This window comes from Rhodococcus sp. A14 (genome assembly GCF_011603105.1).
Taxonomy (GTDB): Bacteria; Actinomycetota; Actinomycetes; order Mycobacteriales; family Mycobacteriaceae; genus Rhodococcus_F; species Rhodococcus_F opacus.
This window is the reverse complement of sequence record NZ_JAAOQS010000017.1, coordinates 64,630-82,311: the sequence shown is the minus strand read 5'-3', so window position 1 is coordinate 82,311 and position 17,682 is coordinate 64,630. Positions and strand designations below refer to the sequence as shown.

Annotated in this window: 17 protein-coding genes, 1 pseudogene and 1 riboswitch; of the genes and pseudogenes, 7 read left to right on the top strand and 11 right to left on the bottom strand. The window is 66.5% G+C overall.

Annotated elements, in window-relative coordinates:
* The first annotated feature begins 101 nt into the window (after positions 1-101).
* Positions 102-1,279, top strand: a pseudogene (locus G9373_RS12245) (IS3 family transposase).
* Positions 1,280-1,991: 712 nt separating this feature from the next.
* Here the strand turns inward: G9373_RS12245 and G9373_RS12240 are convergent.
* The 7 genes from G9373_RS12240 to G9373_RS45890 form a co-directional block, all read right to left on the bottom strand.
* Entirely contained in the window at positions 1,992-4,136 is a 2,145-nt protein-coding gene (locus tag G9373_RS12240; protein ID WP_167115301.1) for an acetate--CoA ligase family protein, read from the bottom strand.
* Positions 4,121-4,909 (bottom strand): enoyl-CoA hydratase-related protein, encoded by a 789-nt coding sequence (locus tag G9373_RS12235; protein ID WP_005262819.1) that lies wholly within the window; start codon positions 4,907-4,909, stop codon positions 4,121-4,123. Before G9373_RS12235 ends, G9373_RS12240 begins: the two co-directional genes overlap by 16 nt.
* On the bottom strand, positions 4,906-5,304 hold the full coding sequence (locus tag G9373_RS12230) for an OB-fold domain-containing protein (protein WP_005262820.1): 399 nt from the start codon (positions 5,302-5,304) through the stop codon (positions 4,906-4,908). The genes G9373_RS12235 and G9373_RS12230 overlap by 4 nt, the downstream gene beginning before the upstream one ends.
* A complete protein-coding gene (locus tag G9373_RS12225) occupies positions 5,294-6,418 on the bottom strand; it encodes a thiolase family protein (RefSeq protein ID WP_346842821.1) in 1,125 nt (374 codons plus the stop codon). The genes G9373_RS12230 and G9373_RS12225 overlap by 11 nt, the downstream gene beginning before the upstream one ends.
* A gap of 198 nt (positions 6,419-6,616) precedes the next feature.
* Positions 6,617-6,886, bottom strand: coding sequence for a zinc-ribbon domain-containing protein (locus tag G9373_RS12220; protein ID WP_167115298.1), 270 nt, complete (start codon positions 6,884-6,886; stop codon positions 6,617-6,619).
* Between the two features lie 92 nt (positions 6,887-6,978).
* Positions 6,979-7,203, bottom strand: coding sequence for a transposase (locus tag G9373_RS47655; RefSeq protein WP_259465771.1), 225 nt, complete (start codon positions 7,201-7,203; stop codon positions 6,979-6,981).
* A complete protein-coding gene (locus G9373_RS45890) occupies positions 7,112-7,510 on the bottom strand; it encodes a transposase (protein ID WP_259465772.1) in 399 nt (132 codons plus the stop codon). The genes G9373_RS47655 and G9373_RS45890 overlap by 92 nt, the downstream gene beginning before the upstream one ends.
* Before the next feature lie 365 nt (positions 7,511-7,875).
* Here G9373_RS45890 and G9373_RS12210 point away from each other — a divergent pair, with 365 nt between their 5' ends.
* On the top strand, positions 7,876-8,262 hold the full coding sequence (locus G9373_RS12210; RefSeq protein WP_167115296.1) for a hypothetical protein: 387 nt from the start codon (positions 7,876-7,878) through the stop codon (positions 8,260-8,262).
* On the top strand, positions 8,246-8,644 hold the full coding sequence (locus G9373_RS12205; protein WP_167115293.1) for a hypothetical protein: 399 nt from the start codon (positions 8,246-8,248) through the stop codon (positions 8,642-8,644). The genes G9373_RS12210 and G9373_RS12205 overlap by 17 nt, the downstream gene beginning before the upstream one ends.
* Before the next feature lie 59 nt (positions 8,645-8,703).
* Here the strand turns inward: G9373_RS12205 and G9373_RS12200 are convergent, their stop codons facing one another.
* On the bottom strand, positions 8,704-10,797 hold the full coding sequence (locus G9373_RS12200; protein WP_054247156.1) for a glycosyltransferase family 39 protein: 2,094 nt from the start codon (positions 10,795-10,797) through the stop codon (positions 8,704-8,706).
* Positions 10,794-12,047: a bifunctional glycosyltransferase family 2/GtrA family protein gene (locus G9373_RS12195; protein ID WP_005573358.1), complete on the bottom strand. Its 1,254-nt coding sequence runs from the start codon at positions 12,045-12,047 to the stop codon at positions 10,794-10,796. Before G9373_RS12195 ends, G9373_RS12200 begins: the two co-directional genes overlap by 4 nt.
* A gap of 140 nt (positions 12,048-12,187) precedes the next feature.
* On the opposite strand from G9373_RS12195, the gene G9373_RS12190 reads away from it, so the two are divergent.
* Positions 12,188-12,613 carry an HIT family protein gene (locus G9373_RS12190; protein WP_182623624.1) on the top strand — a complete coding sequence of 142 codons (426 nt, stop codon included), beginning with the start codon at positions 12,188-12,190 and terminating at the stop codon, positions 12,611-12,613.
* A 3-nt stretch (positions 12,614-12,616) separates the two neighbouring features.
* Here G9373_RS12190 and G9373_RS12185 read toward each other — a convergent pair whose 3' ends face one another.
* Together G9373_RS12185 and G9373_RS12180 are read right to left on the bottom strand one after the other, a co-directional pair.
* Positions 12,617-13,999, bottom strand: coding sequence for a HAMP domain-containing sensor histidine kinase (locus G9373_RS12185; RefSeq protein WP_054247161.1), 1,383 nt, complete (start codon positions 13,997-13,999; stop codon positions 12,617-12,619).
* Between the two features lie 80 nt (positions 14,000-14,079).
* Positions 14,080-14,796, bottom strand: coding sequence for a response regulator transcription factor (locus G9373_RS12180; protein ID WP_005561510.1), 717 nt, complete (start codon positions 14,794-14,796; stop codon positions 14,080-14,082).
* Positions 14,797-15,569: 773 nt separating this feature from the next.
* Positions 15,570-15,631: riboswitch (guanidine-III (ykkC-III) riboswitch) on the top strand.
* A 10-nt stretch (positions 15,632-15,641) separates the two neighbouring features.
* Between G9373_RS12180 and G9373_RS12175 the strand changes: the two genes are divergently transcribed.
* From G9373_RS12175 to G9373_RS12165, 3 genes are read left to right on the top strand one after another with little or no spacing between them, the layout of a single operon-like run.
* Positions 15,642-15,956 carry a multidrug efflux SMR transporter gene (locus G9373_RS12175; protein ID WP_005262845.1) on the top strand — a complete coding sequence of 105 codons (315 nt, stop codon included), beginning with the start codon at positions 15,642-15,644 and terminating at the stop codon, positions 15,954-15,956.
* Between the two features lie 48 nt (positions 15,957-16,004).
* Positions 16,005-16,808: a hypothetical protein gene (locus tag G9373_RS12170; RefSeq protein WP_005244499.1), complete on the top strand. Its 804-nt coding sequence runs from the start codon at positions 16,005-16,007 to the stop codon at positions 16,806-16,808.
* A 41-nt stretch (positions 16,809-16,849) separates the two neighbouring features.
* On the top strand, positions 16,850-17,677 hold the full coding sequence (locus G9373_RS12165; RefSeq protein ID WP_054247151.1) for an LLM class F420-dependent oxidoreductase: 828 nt from the start codon (positions 16,850-16,852) through the stop codon (positions 17,675-17,677).
* Positions 17,678-17,682: the final 5 nt, after the last annotated feature.

Sequence of the window (17,682 nt, the reverse complement as noted above, 5' to 3'; positions counted from 1 at the left end):
GTGTCGACTCCCACGGGTGATCGTTCGACACGGGACTGCCCCGGCTCTGGTTGACACCTGACCTGTGAGGGATCTGCCCTCACGGTGGAAGGATGATCGACATGCCGAAGCCGTATCCCGAGGAGTTCCGCCGCGACGTCGTCGCCGTGGCCCGCAAACGCGAAGCCCCGCTGGAGCAGATCGCGAAAGATTTCGGGATCTCCGAGACTTGCCTGAAGAACTGGCTGCGCAAGGCCGACATCGAGGACGGCACCCGGCCCGGCCTCACACGGGACGAATCCGACGAGCTCCGCGAGGCCCGCAAACGTATCCGGCTGCTCGAACAGGAGGCGGAGGTGATGCGTCGGGCGGTGGCCTACCTATCGCGCGATGTCAACCCAAAATGATGTTCCCGCTGGTCCGTGACCTTGCCGCCGACGGTATCTCCGTCGCGGTGACCTGCCGGGTGCTGGGATTCTCCCGGCAAGCGTTCTACAAGTGGAACACCGATCCCGTGTCTCGACGGGATTGGGACGATGCCCATCTGATCAACGCCGCACTCGATATCCACGCCGGCGATCCGGAATTCGGATACCGGTTCATCGCCGACGAGCTACCCGCCCACGGCATCGTCGCCGGCGAGAACCGCGTCCACCGGCTGTGTTCGCAGCAGCGGATCTTCTCGGTGTTCGCCAAGAAGCGCGGACTTCATCGCCGATCCGGGCCACCGGTCCATGACGACCTCGTCAGGCGGCAGTTCAGCGCCCAGCGGCCCGACCGGTTGTGGTTGACCGACATTCCCCCGAGCACTCCGTGCAGGGAGGTGCCCCCACCGAGCACTGGACCGATGAGGGCAAGCTCTACCTCTGCGCGATCAAGGACTGCTTCTCCACCGAAGATCGTCGGCTATTCGATCGCCGACCGGATGACCGCGGACCTGGCGTGTTCGGCGCTGCGAAACGCTATCGCGCTCCGCAACCCGGACGACACCGTGGTTCATTCCGATCGCGGCAGCCAATTTCGTTCCGGAATGTTCGTAGAGTTGTTGGCCTGCAATGGTTTACAAGGTTCCATGGGGAAGGTGGGGGCATGTGGTGACAATGCCGCGATGGAATCGTTCTTCGCGTTGCTGCAACGCAATGTCCTCGACCGTCGCCGCTGGAGCAGCCGTGAGGAACTACGGTTGGCGATCGTCGGGTGGATCGAGACGACCTACCACCGGCGGCGCCGGCAACGCGGGCTCGGTCGACTGACACCCGTCGAATATGAGACGCTCCATCAGACCGCACACGCGGCCTGAAACTGCACACCCCGTGTGTCAACCAGGGTGGGGGCAGTCCCTCGGATGCACTTCGCCGCCACACGCACGCTGCCTGTCACCGACTTCTTCGATGAGGCGGGGGCACAGGGTGTTGCGACGGCTCAACGCCGATCTTCGCTCGCCGCGGAGCGTTTGAACTGGGCTCCCCGCGGCCTCGCAGAGCAGCTCATCGAAGACGGCCAAGCCATGTGCCCGCGCCACCATCGCCGTCGACCGGGTGCTCGACAAGCTCAATTCTTCGTGCCGACCACTGTGCTCCATCCTGGACGAGCGGTCTGACCGACCCAGGCAGAAACACCGTCCGAGGCTACTCCAGGACGTGCGGCGCCGCGTCTGCCCGCCACGGGGAAGCACACTCCGACGGCGCACCAGGCGCATGGCGGGATGGATCTCGCGGCTCCAGCTGCGCCCGCAGGCCAGCCTGGAGGACGCAAAAGGCGAGCGTGAACGCCGACGTCCGCGACCGGCACCGGCACCGGCACACGCAAGCGTCCGCTAACGGTGATGGGCAGCCACCCCACTCGCGAGCCCCGCCCGCGAGTGGGGTGAGATCTTGCTCGAGCGTTGATATGCGCAGCTGCGCGCAATGCGTCACCCGCTGTTGGCGACGCATTGCGCGCGAGGACTTCTCGACCGAGAATAGGCACACTGGCAGCTGTATTCCGGCAAGCACACTCCTCACGACATCTTCCTATGGGTGCGCCTCATCGCTGCCACGTGGCGCCCAGACGATCGACGCATCGAGGGCTTCGACGGTCGAGCCCTCCACTCGGAACGGGTTGATCTCGATGGATTCGAGCGAGTCGCCGAGCCGCTCGGCCAGGCTGGCGACGTTAAGGATCGCAGCCACCAACGCATCGAGGTCGACGGGCCTGGAGCCGCGGACACCGTCGAGCAGAGCCTTGCCGCGCAGCTCCGACAGCATCTGTCGCACGTCGGTCTCACTCACGGGAAGGGTCCGCAGCACACTATCGTCGATGACGTGCACGAGGACACCACCAAGGCCGACTGCGAGAGTAAGCCCCCACTGCTGGTCGCGCACGACCCCGACGATCATCTCCACGCCTCCAGATCGCATCGATGAGATCAGAGCACCTTCGGATTGCGCGCCCGGTACTGCGAGCACCGCAGCCTGCACCTGGCGATATGCCCGTCGGACGGCCTCGGGCGAATCCAGGCCGAGGAGGACTCCACCGATGTCGCTTTTGTGGACGATATCGGGCGACACGAGCTTGACCACGAGCGGCGAACCGAGCCGACCCGCCGCCTCGACGGCCGCCTCCTCGTCCCTGACATGGGCGTACGGAACCGCGGGGACACCGTGCTCGACCAGGAGCGCCAGCGACTCAGCCTCACTCCACACCCCACCGGCCCCCGCGAGGTAGGACAGGTCCGGGGCGCTCGCTGTAGGCAGGTGGTCCGGGCGAAGCCACTGCGACCACCAGATCGCATGGCCAGCCGCCTCGACCACGTGGTCAAGACCGGTCATGGCGAGCGGGATGCCGAGCTCCTCGAGATTGCGCACCGTCCCGGGGTCTATCGTCGCGATCGTCTGGTCGAGCAGGATCACCGGCGTGGCGGAACCGGCGAGCGCCGGTGCGTCGATCCGCAGTCGGGCCTTGATTGCCTCGCCGCGTTCCTCGGTGGGATGAACGTGGATCGCAGCGACGATCGCCACCGACGGATCATCGGCGATCGCGAAGATCGAGTCGCGAAAGAGCTCTGGCTTCGCCGATGCCGCACCCGTCGAGTCGAGCGGGTTGCGCAGGGTGCAGAACTCCGGCAGCAACTCGGCGAGCCGCGCCTTCGTCGCGTCCGCGAGGATGGGAAGCCTGACACCCGATGCATCCGCCCGGTCGGCAACAAGGTCGCAGGCGCCGCCGGACATCGAGACGACTCCCAGGTCACCCGTGGCCAGCGGACCGGTACGTGACAGCAGCCCGGCCGTCATCACCAGCTGCTCCAAAGACCTGACCCGGATGACGCCGAACTGCCGAAGCGCCGCATCGACCAGACGGTCGTCACCGACGAGTGCACCGGTGTGACTCTGGGCGATCTCGGCGGCGAGCTCGCTCGAGCCGATCTTGAGCGCCACGATCGGCTTGCCGAGCTCGGCCGCCCGACGCGCCAGACTCCGGAAGGTTCGGGCATCGCGGATCGACTCGATGAACATCGCCACGGAGCGGACCCGCTCGTCCTCGATGAGGATGGTCGCCATCGTGGTCGTGTCGACCATCGACTCGTTGCCGGTTGAGACGACGTGGCTGACGCCGATGTTCTGCTGCGCTGCGAAGGCCGCGATAGTGTGCGCGGTCGCGCCGCTCTGTGACACGACCGCCATTGCGCCCGTGGTGAGCTCGGCCATCCGGCCGGACCAAGCGGGCACCTTGTCGACGAGGTTGATGAACCCCAGGCAGTTCGGTCCCACGCAGGTTACCCCGAGCTCCAAAGCGAGCTCGGTGATCTGCTGCTGCATGGCGCGACCGTTGGCGCCGATCTCGTCGAAGCCGGCAGCTAGGACCACGGCGAAACGGATCCCGGCCGCGGCGATGTCGCGCAGCGCGTTCGGGACGGCCTCGGCGGCCACCAGCAGCAAGGCCAGGTCGACCTGCTCGCCGATCTCGGCGCACGACCTGTGTGCCGGCTGTCCGTGGACGGTGCCCCCCTTGCGGTTGACGAGATGCACCTGACCCTCGAACCCCAGCCGGGCGAAGTTGGAGAACGACCCTGCGGACCAGGCGGAGCGCTCCGACGCACCGACGATGACGACGTTGCGGGGCGCGAGCAGCGCGCTCAGGGAGTGGGGCCCGGTCATGTCGATCAACGTCCTGTCCATCTGGGTTGTCTCTTCTCCGCGAAGGCCTTTGGCCCCTCGACGAAGTCGTGCGAGGCCAGCAACCGATCGCGTCGGCCGTTGTCCTTACGGAAGGCGTCGTCGATGCTCAGGAACTGGGCGTCGAAGACCGCCTCCTTGGTGAGCTGCACGGACAATGGCGAGCACCTGATGATCCGGTCGGCCCACGACTGCGCCGTCGTCATCAGCTCGTCGTGGGGAACGACCTCGTTGATCAGCCCGATCCGATGGGCCTCGGGCGCATCGATCAGGTCGCCGGTCAGGAGCATCCCCATGGCCAGCTTGAAGGGGACCTGACGTGCGAGCCGGTGAGCGCCCCCGGCACCGGCGAAGAGGCCGACCTTCGGCTCGGGAAGTCCCATGCGGGCGTGCTCCGAGGCCACGACAATGTCACAGGCCAGGATGAGCTCGAGACCGCCGCCGGCGGCGACGCCGTTGACCGCCGCAATGATGGGCTTCGGGCAGTCGAAGTCACGGGTAATGCGCCCGAACGGGGGGCGGGCCTCGCCCTGGACGTCGCCGCCCTGCGCCGTACGCTCGGCCGTGACCTTGAGGTCGTTCCCTGCGCAGAAGGCGCGGTCACCTGCTCCGGTCAGAATCGCGACCCACACGTCAGGATCGTCGCGGAAATCTTCCCACGCCCCCGCGAGCTCGCGGTGCGCCTCGAGATGCAGGGCGTTCATCGACTCCGGCCGATTGAGCGTCACGACCGCGACACGGTCGCGCTTTTCGTAGGTGATGAAGTGATAGCTCATGAGGCTCTCCGGAATCTGGGAACGGTGAACGGCTTCTCGGTGCGGTCGAAGACGGCGACCATCTCCGATCCAATCGGTGTGCTCGCGGCGTTCTCGCCGACGAGCGAGGCGTTGAACCGGACACCCTCCTGCGTTTCGACCGTTGCGAGGACGTACGGGCTGGGGAACCTCGGGTGGGCCTGGTGTACGACGGTCAGGCTGTACAACGTTGCCTCGCCGCTCGCTGCACGCCATACGACGGCGGGTGCGAAGCAATGGGGGCAGCGGTATTTCACCGGCCACATGTACCCATCGCACGACTCGCAGAACTGCAGCATGAGCTCGCCGCGGGCCGCGCCCTCGAAGAACGGGGCGCTGGCGTCGTCGTAGGTGAGCTCTGAGGCGTCAGTCGGCATGCTTGCTCCAGATCGTTGTCGAGTGGAAGTTGAGGACGCCGCCGTTGCCACTGGCCAAGACGATGTCGTTCTTGGCCACCTGGCGGTCGCCGGCCTGTCCCCGTGCCTGCATGATGGCCTCCGAAAGGGGGGTGAAGCCCCACATGTAGTAGCCCGATAGCTGCCCGCCGCCGGTGTTGGTGGGCAGCGAGCCACCGGGACCGAGCTTGCCGTCCGCGACGAATTCACCGCCCTCACCTTTTTCGCAGAAGCCGTAGTCCTCCAACGTCACCAGGACCGTGTACGTGTAGCAGTCGTAGAGCTCGAGGATGTCGACGTCGTCGCGCGTGATCCCCGCAAGCGCGAAGGCCTGCTCGCCGGCCTGCTGCGCGCCCGTGACGATCCCCGGGTCGCGTCCGGACATCTGGTTGTCCCCCGGCGCGGCTTGCGTTGCAGCCTTCAGGTGGATAGGCGGCTGCCGCAGGTCCTTCGCGCGTTCGGCCGTGGTCATCACGACGGCAACGGCACCGTTGGAGACCAGACAGCAGTCGAAGAGGTGGAACGGGTCGGCCACCATGCGTGAGGCCTGGTGGTCCTCGAGCGTCATCGGCTTCTGCATCTGCGCGTACGGGTTCATCTGCGCCCACTCGCGCTGGGCCACTGCGATAGCGCCGAGCTGCTCGCTCGTGGTGCCGTAGAGCTCCTGATGCCGACGCGCGGCCAGGGCGTAGGGGACATTGCCACCGAACTCGCCATACACCACCTTGAGGACGTTCATCCCGTCCCAGACCCCGCGTGCCGCGTACGCGGCACCCGCACCGACAGCGGGCTTCAGTGGGGTATCGCCATATACAAGGACCACATGGTTGACCAAGCCCGCTTCCAGAGCAAGGCTGGCGTACTGGACCATCGAGCCGACTGTCGAGCCGAATGCCCTCATCGAGTTCATGATCGACAGATCCTCGAACCCCAGCGAGAACTGCAGGCGCGGGTCCATGTCCAGGTTTCCGTTGCCATTGAGCAGCAGCCCGTCGATGTCGGTCTTCTGCAGTCCCGCGTCGTCGAGGGCTAGGCCGATCGCCTCAGCGGCGAAGTCCGCGGTGGTTCGTCCGTAGATCTTTCCCATGGCCGTCACGCCCAAGCCTACTACCGCGGTGTTCGCCGACCATCTCCGATGCGCAGTCACGCGACCGAACGTAACTTTGCGGATCCGATCTGTCAAACTGAATTCGGTTTAGCATGGACACGGGTTGGTTAGAGCCATATGGGTTGCAGGATCAGGGACTGGCGGCACTGCCACTGAATCACGTTTGCGACGACGGAATTCGCACCATCAGCACCAGATGACACTGCCCGTCGTGCTCCTGGTGGCCGACTTCCGCGTCCACCACGACTGGCGGATTCGAGCGGTCGTCGCAACACTTGCGTGATCATTGTGACATTCGAGTGGCGAAAGCCGTTGCCGGCGTGGCCCAGTGCAAGCTCTTGCGCGGGCGATTGTTGAGAAGGTCCTCGTCCCGTCGTCCCGCGCCCGGACGCTGTCCTGCCATTCGTGACCGCAGCAATCCGCCCGCCACCAGACCCTGCGCTGCGAGTCCCACACACGTTCTGCGGAGAATGCGGTAGCGTCCCATTGGGTGGTGTAGTTCGGATCGGTGAACCCTCTGGTTCGTGATCAACGAGTCATGTTGTAGGTTATGCGGTTTCGAGTTCGGGTGTCAACGACTGCGGGTTCGCATCGGTGGCGCGGGCTCGTCCTTTGGCTGCGATGACCACCCTGAGCTCGTCCATACTCACATCGGAGACATAGCGGCGGGTGACCTGCCATTCATCGTGCGCCTCGATCACCACCGCCGTCGTCAGACGCAAGAACGCGGCCGGGTTCGGGAAGATTTCCACGACGTCGGCGCGGCGTTTGATCTCCTTGTTCAGCCGTTCGATCGAATTGTTCGACCAGACCTTCTGCCCAATGGGCGTTCAGGAAGACCCGGAACGCGAGCACATCTTCCTTCGCATCCCGCATCATCGACGCCACCTTCGGGAACGACTCGTTCAAGGTGTCGGCGACCTGATCCCACTGCTGTACAACAGCATTTGCTTCGGTGTGCGCGAAGATCGTTTTGATCGCAGCCATCACCGGCGGCACATGCTTCGACGAGACCGCCGACCCGACGTTCCGCATGAAATGCTCGTGTGGCCCGGGTGGGCACCTTTGTCCGTCGGGCACGCTCAGATGCTGATCGGCGAGCGTGAGCAGGCCGCTGGCCTGCGCCAATGCCATCACCGGGACCAGTCCCGCGGTCGACACCAGATTGGGGTCGTCGAATCTGGCCGCGGCGACGGGCCAGGTGTGAGATTGCATCCGCGAGATGCCTTCTGTGTGGCTGAATCTGACCCTAGAGAAGTCTCATTCTTCCACTATGACAAGGCATTTCGCCCCAATGACACTCTCCAGACGCTCATACCAATCGGTGCTTCCAGGCTTATGCGGGCGGTTGAGCCACACACGGGCGACGTCGCCGTCCTTTTCGAGCACGATGTGGTCGGTGTCCTTTCGAGGGAGAAACTGAACTGGATTTACTTCGGTTAGAGATGGCCGATGCACTCGTGATCGAGCGGTACTACGCGATCCTCGACAGCGGCCGGATCGACGACGCAGTTGCCCTGCTCGACGAATCGATCGAGTTCGCCATAGTCCTCCCGGGTACCGTCCGCAGGGGGTACAGCCGCGCCGACATGCTCGACTACCTGAGGGGACGGCCCCCGGTCGATCGACGACACGTGCTGCTCCGAACGAGCAGCGCCGGCGACGTCCAGTTCGCCTATGGTTCCGTCGTCGAGAACGACGTGAAGACGACCGGCTACTTCCTCGCCGCCATGCACCTCGACAGCGACGGAACCATCGATGCGTACGAGGTGTCCTTCGACACGGAATTCAGCATTCTCACAAAGGAGTTGGCCCATGGGAAGCGCGACTGACCTGACCGAGACGACGTCTGCGACTCCCGTGCTGGTCGCGTGGTTCGCGATCATGGATTCGGACGACCCCGACCGCGTCCTGAACATGATCGCCGACGACTTCCGGATGTCGGTGCAATTCTCCACCGGCGGTGGGAATGCCGCCGAATTCGTCGGGGATCGCGCCGGACTCGTCGAGTACCTGCAGCAACGCGAGAAGAGTGTGCTCGTACACGAAATCCTCGCGGGAGCTCGTGTCGGAGAGGTCGAGCTGGCACTGGGACGCACCACACGGAACGGCGATTTCGAGGCCTCGTTCAACACCTCGGCACAGCTCGACGGCTCGGGACGCGTACGGAGGTTGCTGATCTGCCGCACACCCGAGATCTCGTTCCCCCTCTGAAACAGCTGTGAGTACTTGTTAACCGCGGGCGGTTAACAAGTACTCACAGCCGGTTTCGGTCAGGACATGAGGTCGTACAGGGTCACGCCGTCGACGGTGACGGCGGTGAAGTTCTCCTGCACCCAGGTGGAGATCTCCGATGCCGTTCCGTCTCCACCCATTCCGCCGCCTCGGCCGCCGGAGATGAAGTAGTGGATCTTGCCGTCCGCCACGTACTGCTGGAACTGCTCCAGCGTGGGTGACGGATCGCTGCCGTTGAATCCGCCGATCGGCATGACCGGATCCTCGGTGGCGAGCTGGTAGCCGGATGCACTGTTGGATCCGATGGCCGCTGCCACCCAGGTGTAGTTGCCGGAATCCTGTTCGAGCAACGCCACCAGCTCGGCGCCCGGCTCGCTGCCGGAGAGCAGTCCCCCGGCGGCGCCGCCCATGGCACCCATACCGCCCATGCCGTCGGTGGCTCCTGCCGCCGCGCCGTCCGTTGCGCCGGCAAGGGCACCGCCCGGCAAGGTGGGCACCGCGGCACCGTCGGTGCGTCCAGCACCCCCCATGCCGCCAGGGCCACCCATTCCGCCGGGGCCACCCATCCCGCCGGGGCCTCCGTGGGCGCCTTCGACGTTGGGTCCGGCCGAGACGATCGAACCGGTGTGCGGCGTCGCGATGGTGTCGACGGCGTAGGCCGTCGGACCGGCGAGGCCGGTGAACAGCGCGGCCAGCGTGACCACGGCACCGATCCGGCCTCGGGTCAGCGCCGGGACGAGCACGGCAACCGCAGCGACGACGCCGACGACGACCACGGCCCACTTCAGCCACGGCACGAACGACGCGCTGCGTCCGAGCAGAACCCAGGACATGGCAGCGGTGGCCAGCAGTGTCGTGGCGAGAACCGCCCGCACCCACAGCGTGTCCCGTCGACGCCACAGCGTCGCCGAACCGATCGCCACCAGCGCGGCCACGGCAGGTGCGAGTGCGACGGTGTAGTACGCGTGGAAGATGCCCGCCATGAAGCTGAAGGTCAGTCCGGTCACGAGCAGCCAAAGACCCCACACGAGGAACGACGCACGCTGGGTGTCGACGCGAGGTGCCCTGCCGCGCAGTGCGAGACCGGCGACCAGCAGGATCAGTGCGGCCGGCATCAGCCAGGCGATCTGACCGCCCTGAGCCGACTCGAACATCCGCGTGATGCCGGTGCTACCCCACATACCGCCACCGCCGGGGGCGCCTCCTCCGGGGAAGCGGCCGCCCGCCATGGCCTCGCCGGCACCGCCCATGGCCGCTGCCACCTCCCCTCGACCGCCCCCGGGCATGACACTGCCGGTCTCCTCACCGTTCAACCGGCCGAGACCGTTGTAGCCCAGCGTGAGTTCGAGGATCGAATTGTTCTGCGAACCGCCGATCCAGGGCCGCGACGACGCCGGCCACAGTTCGACGATCAGCAACCACCAGCCCGCGGAGACGATCATCGCGCCGAGCGCCGCGAAGCACTGGGCGAGGCGCTTGCCGAACTTCGGCGGTCCCGCGACGAGATAGGTCAGAGCGAGCGGCGGGACGACGAGCATCACCTGAAGCTGCTTGGTCAGGAACCCCAAACCGACGAACACGCCGGTCAGCACCATCCACCGGGTGCGTCCGTCCTCCACGGCCCGCAGCATCGCCCACACGGAGGCGATCATCAGCAGCACCAGCAGGGCGTCGGGGTTGTTGAACCGGAACATCAGCACCGCGATCGGCGTCAGCGCCAGCACGAGACCCGCGAGCAGACCCGCCGGGGCGCCGAACCACCGCTTCACCGTGGCGTACAGCAGGGCGACGGAACCGACCCCGAGGAGGGCCTGCGGTACCAGCATCGCCCATGAGCTGAGCCCGAAGACCCGGACCGACAGCGACATCAGCCACAGCGACATCGGGGGCTTGTCGACGGTGATGGAGTTGGCGGCATCGGAGGATCCGAAGAAGAACGCCTTCCACGACTCCGAACCCGCCTGGACCGCGGCGGCGTAGAACGAGTTGGCCCAGCCGGAGGCGCCGAGCCCCCAGATGTACGCGACCGCGGTCCCGACCAGGAGTGCGGCGAGCGCCCACGGCTCCCACCGCATGCGGGCGGGAGGTGGTTCGGCCCCTTCGACCTTCGGTTGTTCGAGGGTCGTCGTCATGCGTGAGCTCCTTCGGGGCGTGCGTTCCGGAACACCCAGCGAAGGGCTATGAAACGACTGATGGTGGCAACGAGATTGGCGAGGACGAGGACGGCGAGTTCGACGTGCTTGGACACGTCCGGGGCCGCCGAGTGGAGGACGTACAGCGAACCGCTGGTGAGCAGCAGTCCGAAGGCGAACACGAGCAGCCCCTGCATCTGATGCCGGGCGGCGCCCTGGGATCCGCGGACACCGAACGTGAACGCGCGGTTCGCGGCCGTGTTGAGCACGGCCGTGACGAGCAGTGAGACGGCGTTGGCCCACTGCGCGCCCACGATCGGATGCAGGATCAGGTAGAGCAGCGCGTACGCGACGGTCGACGCGACGCCGATCACGGCGAACCGGGCCAGCTGCCCGACCATGCCACGCGGAACTCCGGGCACCAGCGGCTCGCGGCCGAAACTGTCGCGCAGGCTGCCGATGGGCAGCGATCCGGTGGACAGTGCCCGGCCCACCCGCCACACGCCCTTGAGGTCGGCGACGGCGGTCGCGACGATGTCGACGCGACTGTCCGGGTCGTCGACCCAGTCGACGGGGACCTCGTGGATGCGCAGGCCGGCGCGTTCCGCGAGCACCAGCAGCTCGGTGTCGAAGAACCATCCGGTGTCCTCGACCAGCGGCAGCAGGCGCTGCGCGACGTCCGCCCGCATGGCCTTGAACCCGCACTGCGCGTCGGAGAACCGCGCGTGCAACGCGCTGCGGAGGATGAGGTTGTAGCTGCGGGAGATGAACTCGCGCTTCGGTCCCCGGACCACCCGCGACGAGCGGGCGAGACGGGACCCGATCGCGATGTCCGAATGCCCCGACAACAGGGGCGCAACGAGCGGCATCAGGGCGTTGAGGTCCGTCGACAGGTCGACGTCCATGTACGCCACCACCTCGGCGTCGGAGCCGCTCCACACCGCACGCAGAGCGCGGCCGCGCCCTTTCTCGTCGAGGTGCACGACACGGACGCCGTCGATCTCGGCGGCCAGACGGTGCGCCACTGCGAGGGTGGCGTCGACGCTGGCATTGTCGGCGATGGTGATCCGGGCGGAGTAGGGAACGTTCTCGTCGAGGTGCCGCCGCAGCCGGCGCACGCAACGTTCGAGTCCGGCTTCCTCGTTGTAGACCGGCACGACAACGTCGAGCACGGGCGCGGTCTCGGAGGTTTCGGGGGTCTCGAGTCGTCCCATGGCGCCCGGTGCGCGGGAGAGGGAATTCGTCGTCATGCGTCCAAGATTCGTCCCGTACGCTCCGATGACTCTGGACGCAGGCTGGGAGTTTCCTGTGCGCTTCGCGCCCGTGAGTACTTGTTAACCGCGGGAGGTTAATAAGTACTCACGGGGGGCGAAGCCGCATAATGGCGGCCATGGGATCTGTATTCAGCGCCATCATCAACGGAGATCTGCCCGGACGTTTCGTGTGGGAGGACGAGGACGTCGTCGCGTTCCTCACGATCGCCCCCGTCACGCAGGGCCATGCGCTCGTCGTACCCCGCAAGGAGGTGGACCAGTGGCAGGACGTCGACGGTGAGATCTGGACGAAGGTCATGGACGTCGCCCGCACGATCGGACAGGCCGTCCGCCCCGCTTTCGACGCACCGCGGGCGGGTCTGCTCATCGCCGGTCTCGAGGTGCCGCACCTGCACGTACACGTCTTCCCGGCCTACGACCTCGGCGATTTCAACATCAGCAACGCCGAGCAGAATCCGTCCCAGGAATCGCTCGACGAGGCGCAGTCGAAGCTCAAGGCGGCGCTGCGCGAACTCGGCCACGGCGGCAACGTCCCCGACTGACGGTCAGCTCGACCGCGGCAGTTCCACCCGGAACGTGGCACCCTCACCGGGCCGGCTGTCGACGGTCACCGACCCGCGGTGGGCGGCGACCAGGGCCGCCACGATCGACAGGCCCAGCCCGCTGCCGCCGCTCTCCCGGGTGCGGGAGGCGTCGGTGCGGTAGAACCTCTCGAACACCCGGGCCGCGTCCTCCTCGCTGAGTCCGGGTCCGGTGTCGGCCACCTCGAGCACGACGCTGTGTTCGGTGGTGCTCAGCCGCACCGTCACGTCCGCGGTGGCGGGGGTGTGTTTGACGGCGTTGGCGAGCAGGTTGCCGAGGACCTGCCGCAGCCGGGCCTCGTCACCGATCACCTCCGGTGTCCCGGGTCCGGGGCGGACGTCGAGCGCGATGGACCGATCGGGGGCGAGAGCGCGTGCCCCGTGCACGGCGTCCGAGGCCACCGACAGCAGGTCGACGGGCCGGGTCTCGAGGGGGCGCTGGGCATCGAGCCGGGCGAGCATCAGGAGATCCTCCACGAGGAGTCCCATCCGCGACGCCTCCCCTTCGATGCGACTCATCAGGGTTTCGGTGTCGGTCATCGCGCCTTGTCGATACAGTTCGGCGAAGCCGCGGATCGTGGTGAGCGGGGTGCGCAGCTCGTGGCTCGCGTCGGCGACAAATCGCCGCATCTTCTCCTCGGAGCGCCGCGCCGATTCCTCCGACGCCTCGGTGGCGGCGAACGCGTGCTGGATCTGAGCGAGCATTCCGTTGAGCGCCACGGACAGTCGTCCGATCTCGGTACGGTCGTCCCGTTCCGGAACACGCCGGTGCAAGTCACCCGACGCGATCGCCGCTGCGGTCTCCTCCACTTCGACGAGGGGTCGCAGACTGCGCCGGACCACGAAGTACGCGACCACTCCCAGCGCGATCAGCACCACCACACCGATGATGAGTTGCAGGACGATCAAACGGTTCACCGTTTCGTCGTTCTCGGTGAGTGTCATCGCGACGGTGGTCTCGGTTCCGTCCGGCGCGGTCGTCGTCAGCACCCGCCACCGCACGTCGGAGTCGTCGGTCGAGCCGACCGTGTCGGGCCCGGCCGCCGGGTTCTCGGGCAGCGCGGGGGAGACGGATTCGTCGTTGATCTCGCGCAGGACCGTTCCGTTCGGCAGCGTCGTGCGGACGTAGAACGGGCTCGGTGGGCGGCCGAGGTTCGGTTCGACCGGCGGCGGCAGCGGGCGCGATTTGCCGGGCTTCGCCCACCCCTGAGCCGCGTCGTGCAGCTGGTGATCGACGCGGTTGGTCAGCGAATTCTCGAGCGCCGACGTCACCGCGATACCGGACGCGAGGAGTCCGAGCGCAGAGAGAAGGAGAACCGCGCCGACGAGCGTGATGCGCAGCGGCATCGAGCGAATCCACCGTCGCGCAGGCCTGTTCGGGACAGCGGCGACCGCCTCGGCCGACTCCCGCGGAGCCGCAGGCGCGGTCATCGCCGCGGTTCTCGCATCACGTAGCCGACTCCGCGGAGGGTGTGGATCAGCGGCGTCTCACCCGTGTCGACCTTCCGGCGAAGGTAGGACACGTACGACTCGACCACTCCGACCTCACCGCCGAAGTCGTAGTTCCAGACGTGGTCGAGGATCCGCGGCTTGCTCAGCACGGTGCCGGCGTTGACCATGAAGTACCGCAGCAGCGTGAACTCCGTCGGCGACAGCGACACCAGGTCGCCCGCCTTCCAGACCTCCCGCGTGTCGTCGTCGAGTTCGATGTCGGCGAACTTGATGCGGGCGGACTGTTCCTCCACCGACACCTTGCCTGCCCGCCGCAGGATGACGCGCAGCCGGGTCACCACTTCTTCGAGGCTGAACGGCTTGGTGACGTAGTCGTCCGCGCCGAGCGTGAGTCCGCTGATCTTGTCCTCCACCGCGTCCTTCGCGGTAAGGAACAGCACCGGAGCGTCCACACCGTCGGCGCGCAGCCGCTTGAGCAGGCCGAACCCATCCATTCCCGGCATCATGACGTCGAGGATGACGGCGTCCGGGCGGAACGTGCGGGCCGTGTCGAGTCCCTCGGCCCCGGTCGACGCCGTCGCCACCTCGAATCCCTGAAACCGCAGACTCACGGACAGCAACTCGAGGATGTTCGGCTCGTCGTCGACGACGAGGACGCGGGCTTCGACAGGCTTCTCATTCACGCAACCCATCATCACTCGCGCCGCTGGATCGTCGCTGTAGGTTTCCTGGGAGATTCCTGGGAGCCGGTACCGTCGGCCCGTGTGGTCGGTTTCCGGTCGTCAGTTCACCACGATGTTGAGGTTGAGTACTACCCCGCCGAACGTCAGGATCGTGTTGGCCAATCCGAGTGTGACACCGCTGTTGAGTGCCCCGAGCAGTCCGAGCATCATGACCTCCATCGTTGCCCCTGGGAAGGGGTGGTTGCGCGTTGTCCGTGCGCGTTGCGGATGACACTAGGTCAACTCCGAAGAATTCGCGGCGACACACGCACGCGAATTCCCCGAATAAAATCACCCATTCTTCTTTACCGAAAAAGGGGGAAATTCTCGGCGCATGAGCAAGGATGGGAAAGTTGCGCTCCGCGTGCCGTCGCCTCCGGTCGTCGCACGCACGAGACAACCCGGCCGTCTATCCGACAGCGGGGTTGTGGGAGCGGAGTTGCCTTGACAGGCAGGAAGTTCAGGCTACGACGTTCAGGTTGAGTACCACTCCACCGAACGTCCCGATCGTGTTGGCGAGTCCGAGGGTGAATGCGCTGTTGATTGCCGCGAGCAGTCCGAGCATCATGATGTGCCTCGTTATCTTCCGTGGTATATGCACAGAATTCACTGTTTCGCTCGACAATAAATGAGGCGACCTCGATCTGCGAGATAATCGGCGCATTCGCAACCCGTGCGCGTCCGAGGAGTGTGTGTACTCGCTCACCACTCACAGGCGCGGAGCGCCCCGTTGGGTACCGTGGAAATCGTCGACACGACATCCGGACGAGCGCACCGTACCCGGCCAGCGACAAGACGGTGCCCGGAGGTTTGTCATGGCGTGGATCGTGCTTGTGCTGTCGGGAGTCCTGGAGGCCGTCTGGGCCACCGCCCTCGGCCGATCGGACGGGTTCAGCAAACTCGGACCCAGTGTCGTGTTCGGCGTCGCGTTGATTCTCAGCATGGCGGGTCTGGCGTTCGCGATGCGCAGTCTCCCCATCGGAACGTCGTACGCGGTCTGGGTCGGCATCGGCGCAGCCCTCACGGTCGGGTTCGCGATGGTGACCGGCGCCGAGAGTTCCTCGCTGGTGAAGATCCTCCTGATCCTGGGCATCGTGGGATGCGTCGTCGGACTGAAGGTTCTGCACTGACCGGATCGCGACACTCGATGCTTGTGTGTCGCGGGTTACAGTAATTCCATGAACCTGGTGTCGTTGATGACCCTCCCGGTGCGTGTCGGTCTCGCGGCGGCCGATGTCGGTCTCGGAATCGCCGAAGCCAGCCTGGTGACCGTCCGGACGGCGGTCGCCGGAACTGGTGTGGTCACGGGGATGAGCACCCAGGGCAGCCCGTTGCAGGTGATCAGCCAGCTGTCGTCGCTCGCGGCCAACGACCGGCCGCTCGGGCAGGCCCTCCAGCCGGGTGGTCCGCTCGACCGCCTGCTCGCTCCGGGTGGTCCCGTCGACCGTCTCACCTCGGAGGGCGGCACCCTCGAACGGCTGCTCGAGCCGGGCGGCCCGCTCGAGCGGGTTCTCGCCAAGGACGGCCCGCTCGACCGGGTGCTCGCCGAGGACGGAACCCTGGAACGGCTTCTCGCGAAGGACGGCCTGCTCGACCGTCTCACCGCCGAACAGGGACCGCTCGAACGGCTGACCGCGCAGGACGGTGCGGTCGAGCGGCTCACGGCGCCGGGTGGACTCGTGGACCGGGCGCTCGCCGAGAACGGCATCCTCGAGACCCTGCTGTCGGAGGGTGGCGCGTTCGAACGTCTCATCGCCGAGGGCGGCCCGCTCGACCAGATCGTCGCGCTGTCCGAGACCTTGACGGCGCTGGCGCCCAATCTCGAGCGGATGAGCGCCAGCATCGACCTGCTGCAGGAAACGGTGGGGATTCTCAGCGCCGCGGTCGGGCCGCTCGGCGACCTCGCCGGCAAGTTGCCGGGACGCTGGCTCAAGGGCAAGGGCGACCGCCCGGGCGTCGACTACACACTCGGGCCCGCCTGACGCCTTGACCTGAACGTGACTCGAGGTTTTACGGTCGGTTGATGACTCGCATCGAAGGCCTCGGACCAATCGGCATCTCCCTGAACATCTCACCGGACGAGACGTACCTCGACGAGGCGGCCCGGCTGGAATCCCTCGGCTATTCGGCGATCTGGCTGCGGGGCGGTCAGATCGACAGCCTGGACCGGATCTCGGCTGTCGTCCGGGCGACCGACTCGATCCCCGTCGCGACCGGCATCATCCCGGTCGGCGTGTACGACTCGGGCGCCGTCGCACAGCTTCATGCGGATCTGCAGACCACGGCGCCGGACCGGTTCGTCGTCGGACTGGGTGGCCCGCAGGTCCCCCGGCCGTTCCGGGCGTTGAACGACTATCTCGACAGGCTCGACCGGTTCGATCCGCCGGTGCCGGCGGAGCGACGGATTCTGGCCGCGCTGGGCCCGCGCAAGCTGGAACTCGCGCGGGACAGGGCCGCGGGGGCCGTCTTGCTCCTCGTCACCCCCGACTACACCGCCGAGGCGCGGCGCATCCTCGGTCCGGACGCCACGCTCGTCGTCTCGCTGATGACGGTGCTCGGCACCGACGCCGCGCAGGCCCGCGACACGGCCCGCGTTCCGCTCCGCTTCCTGTCCGGGGTGGGCGGCTACGCCACCAACTTCGTACGGATGGGTTTCGGCGCCGACGACATCGCGGGGTTGAGCGACCGGCTCGTCGACGACCTGGTCGCCTGGGGCGACGCGGACGCGATCGTCGCGCGGGTCCACAGCCACCTCGCGGCCGGTGCCGATCATGTCGTCGTCAACGAACTGGGTGAGCGGCCGGACGAGGCGGCCCGGCAGCTCGCGAGACTGCTGCCACTTCGTGCATAGGACCG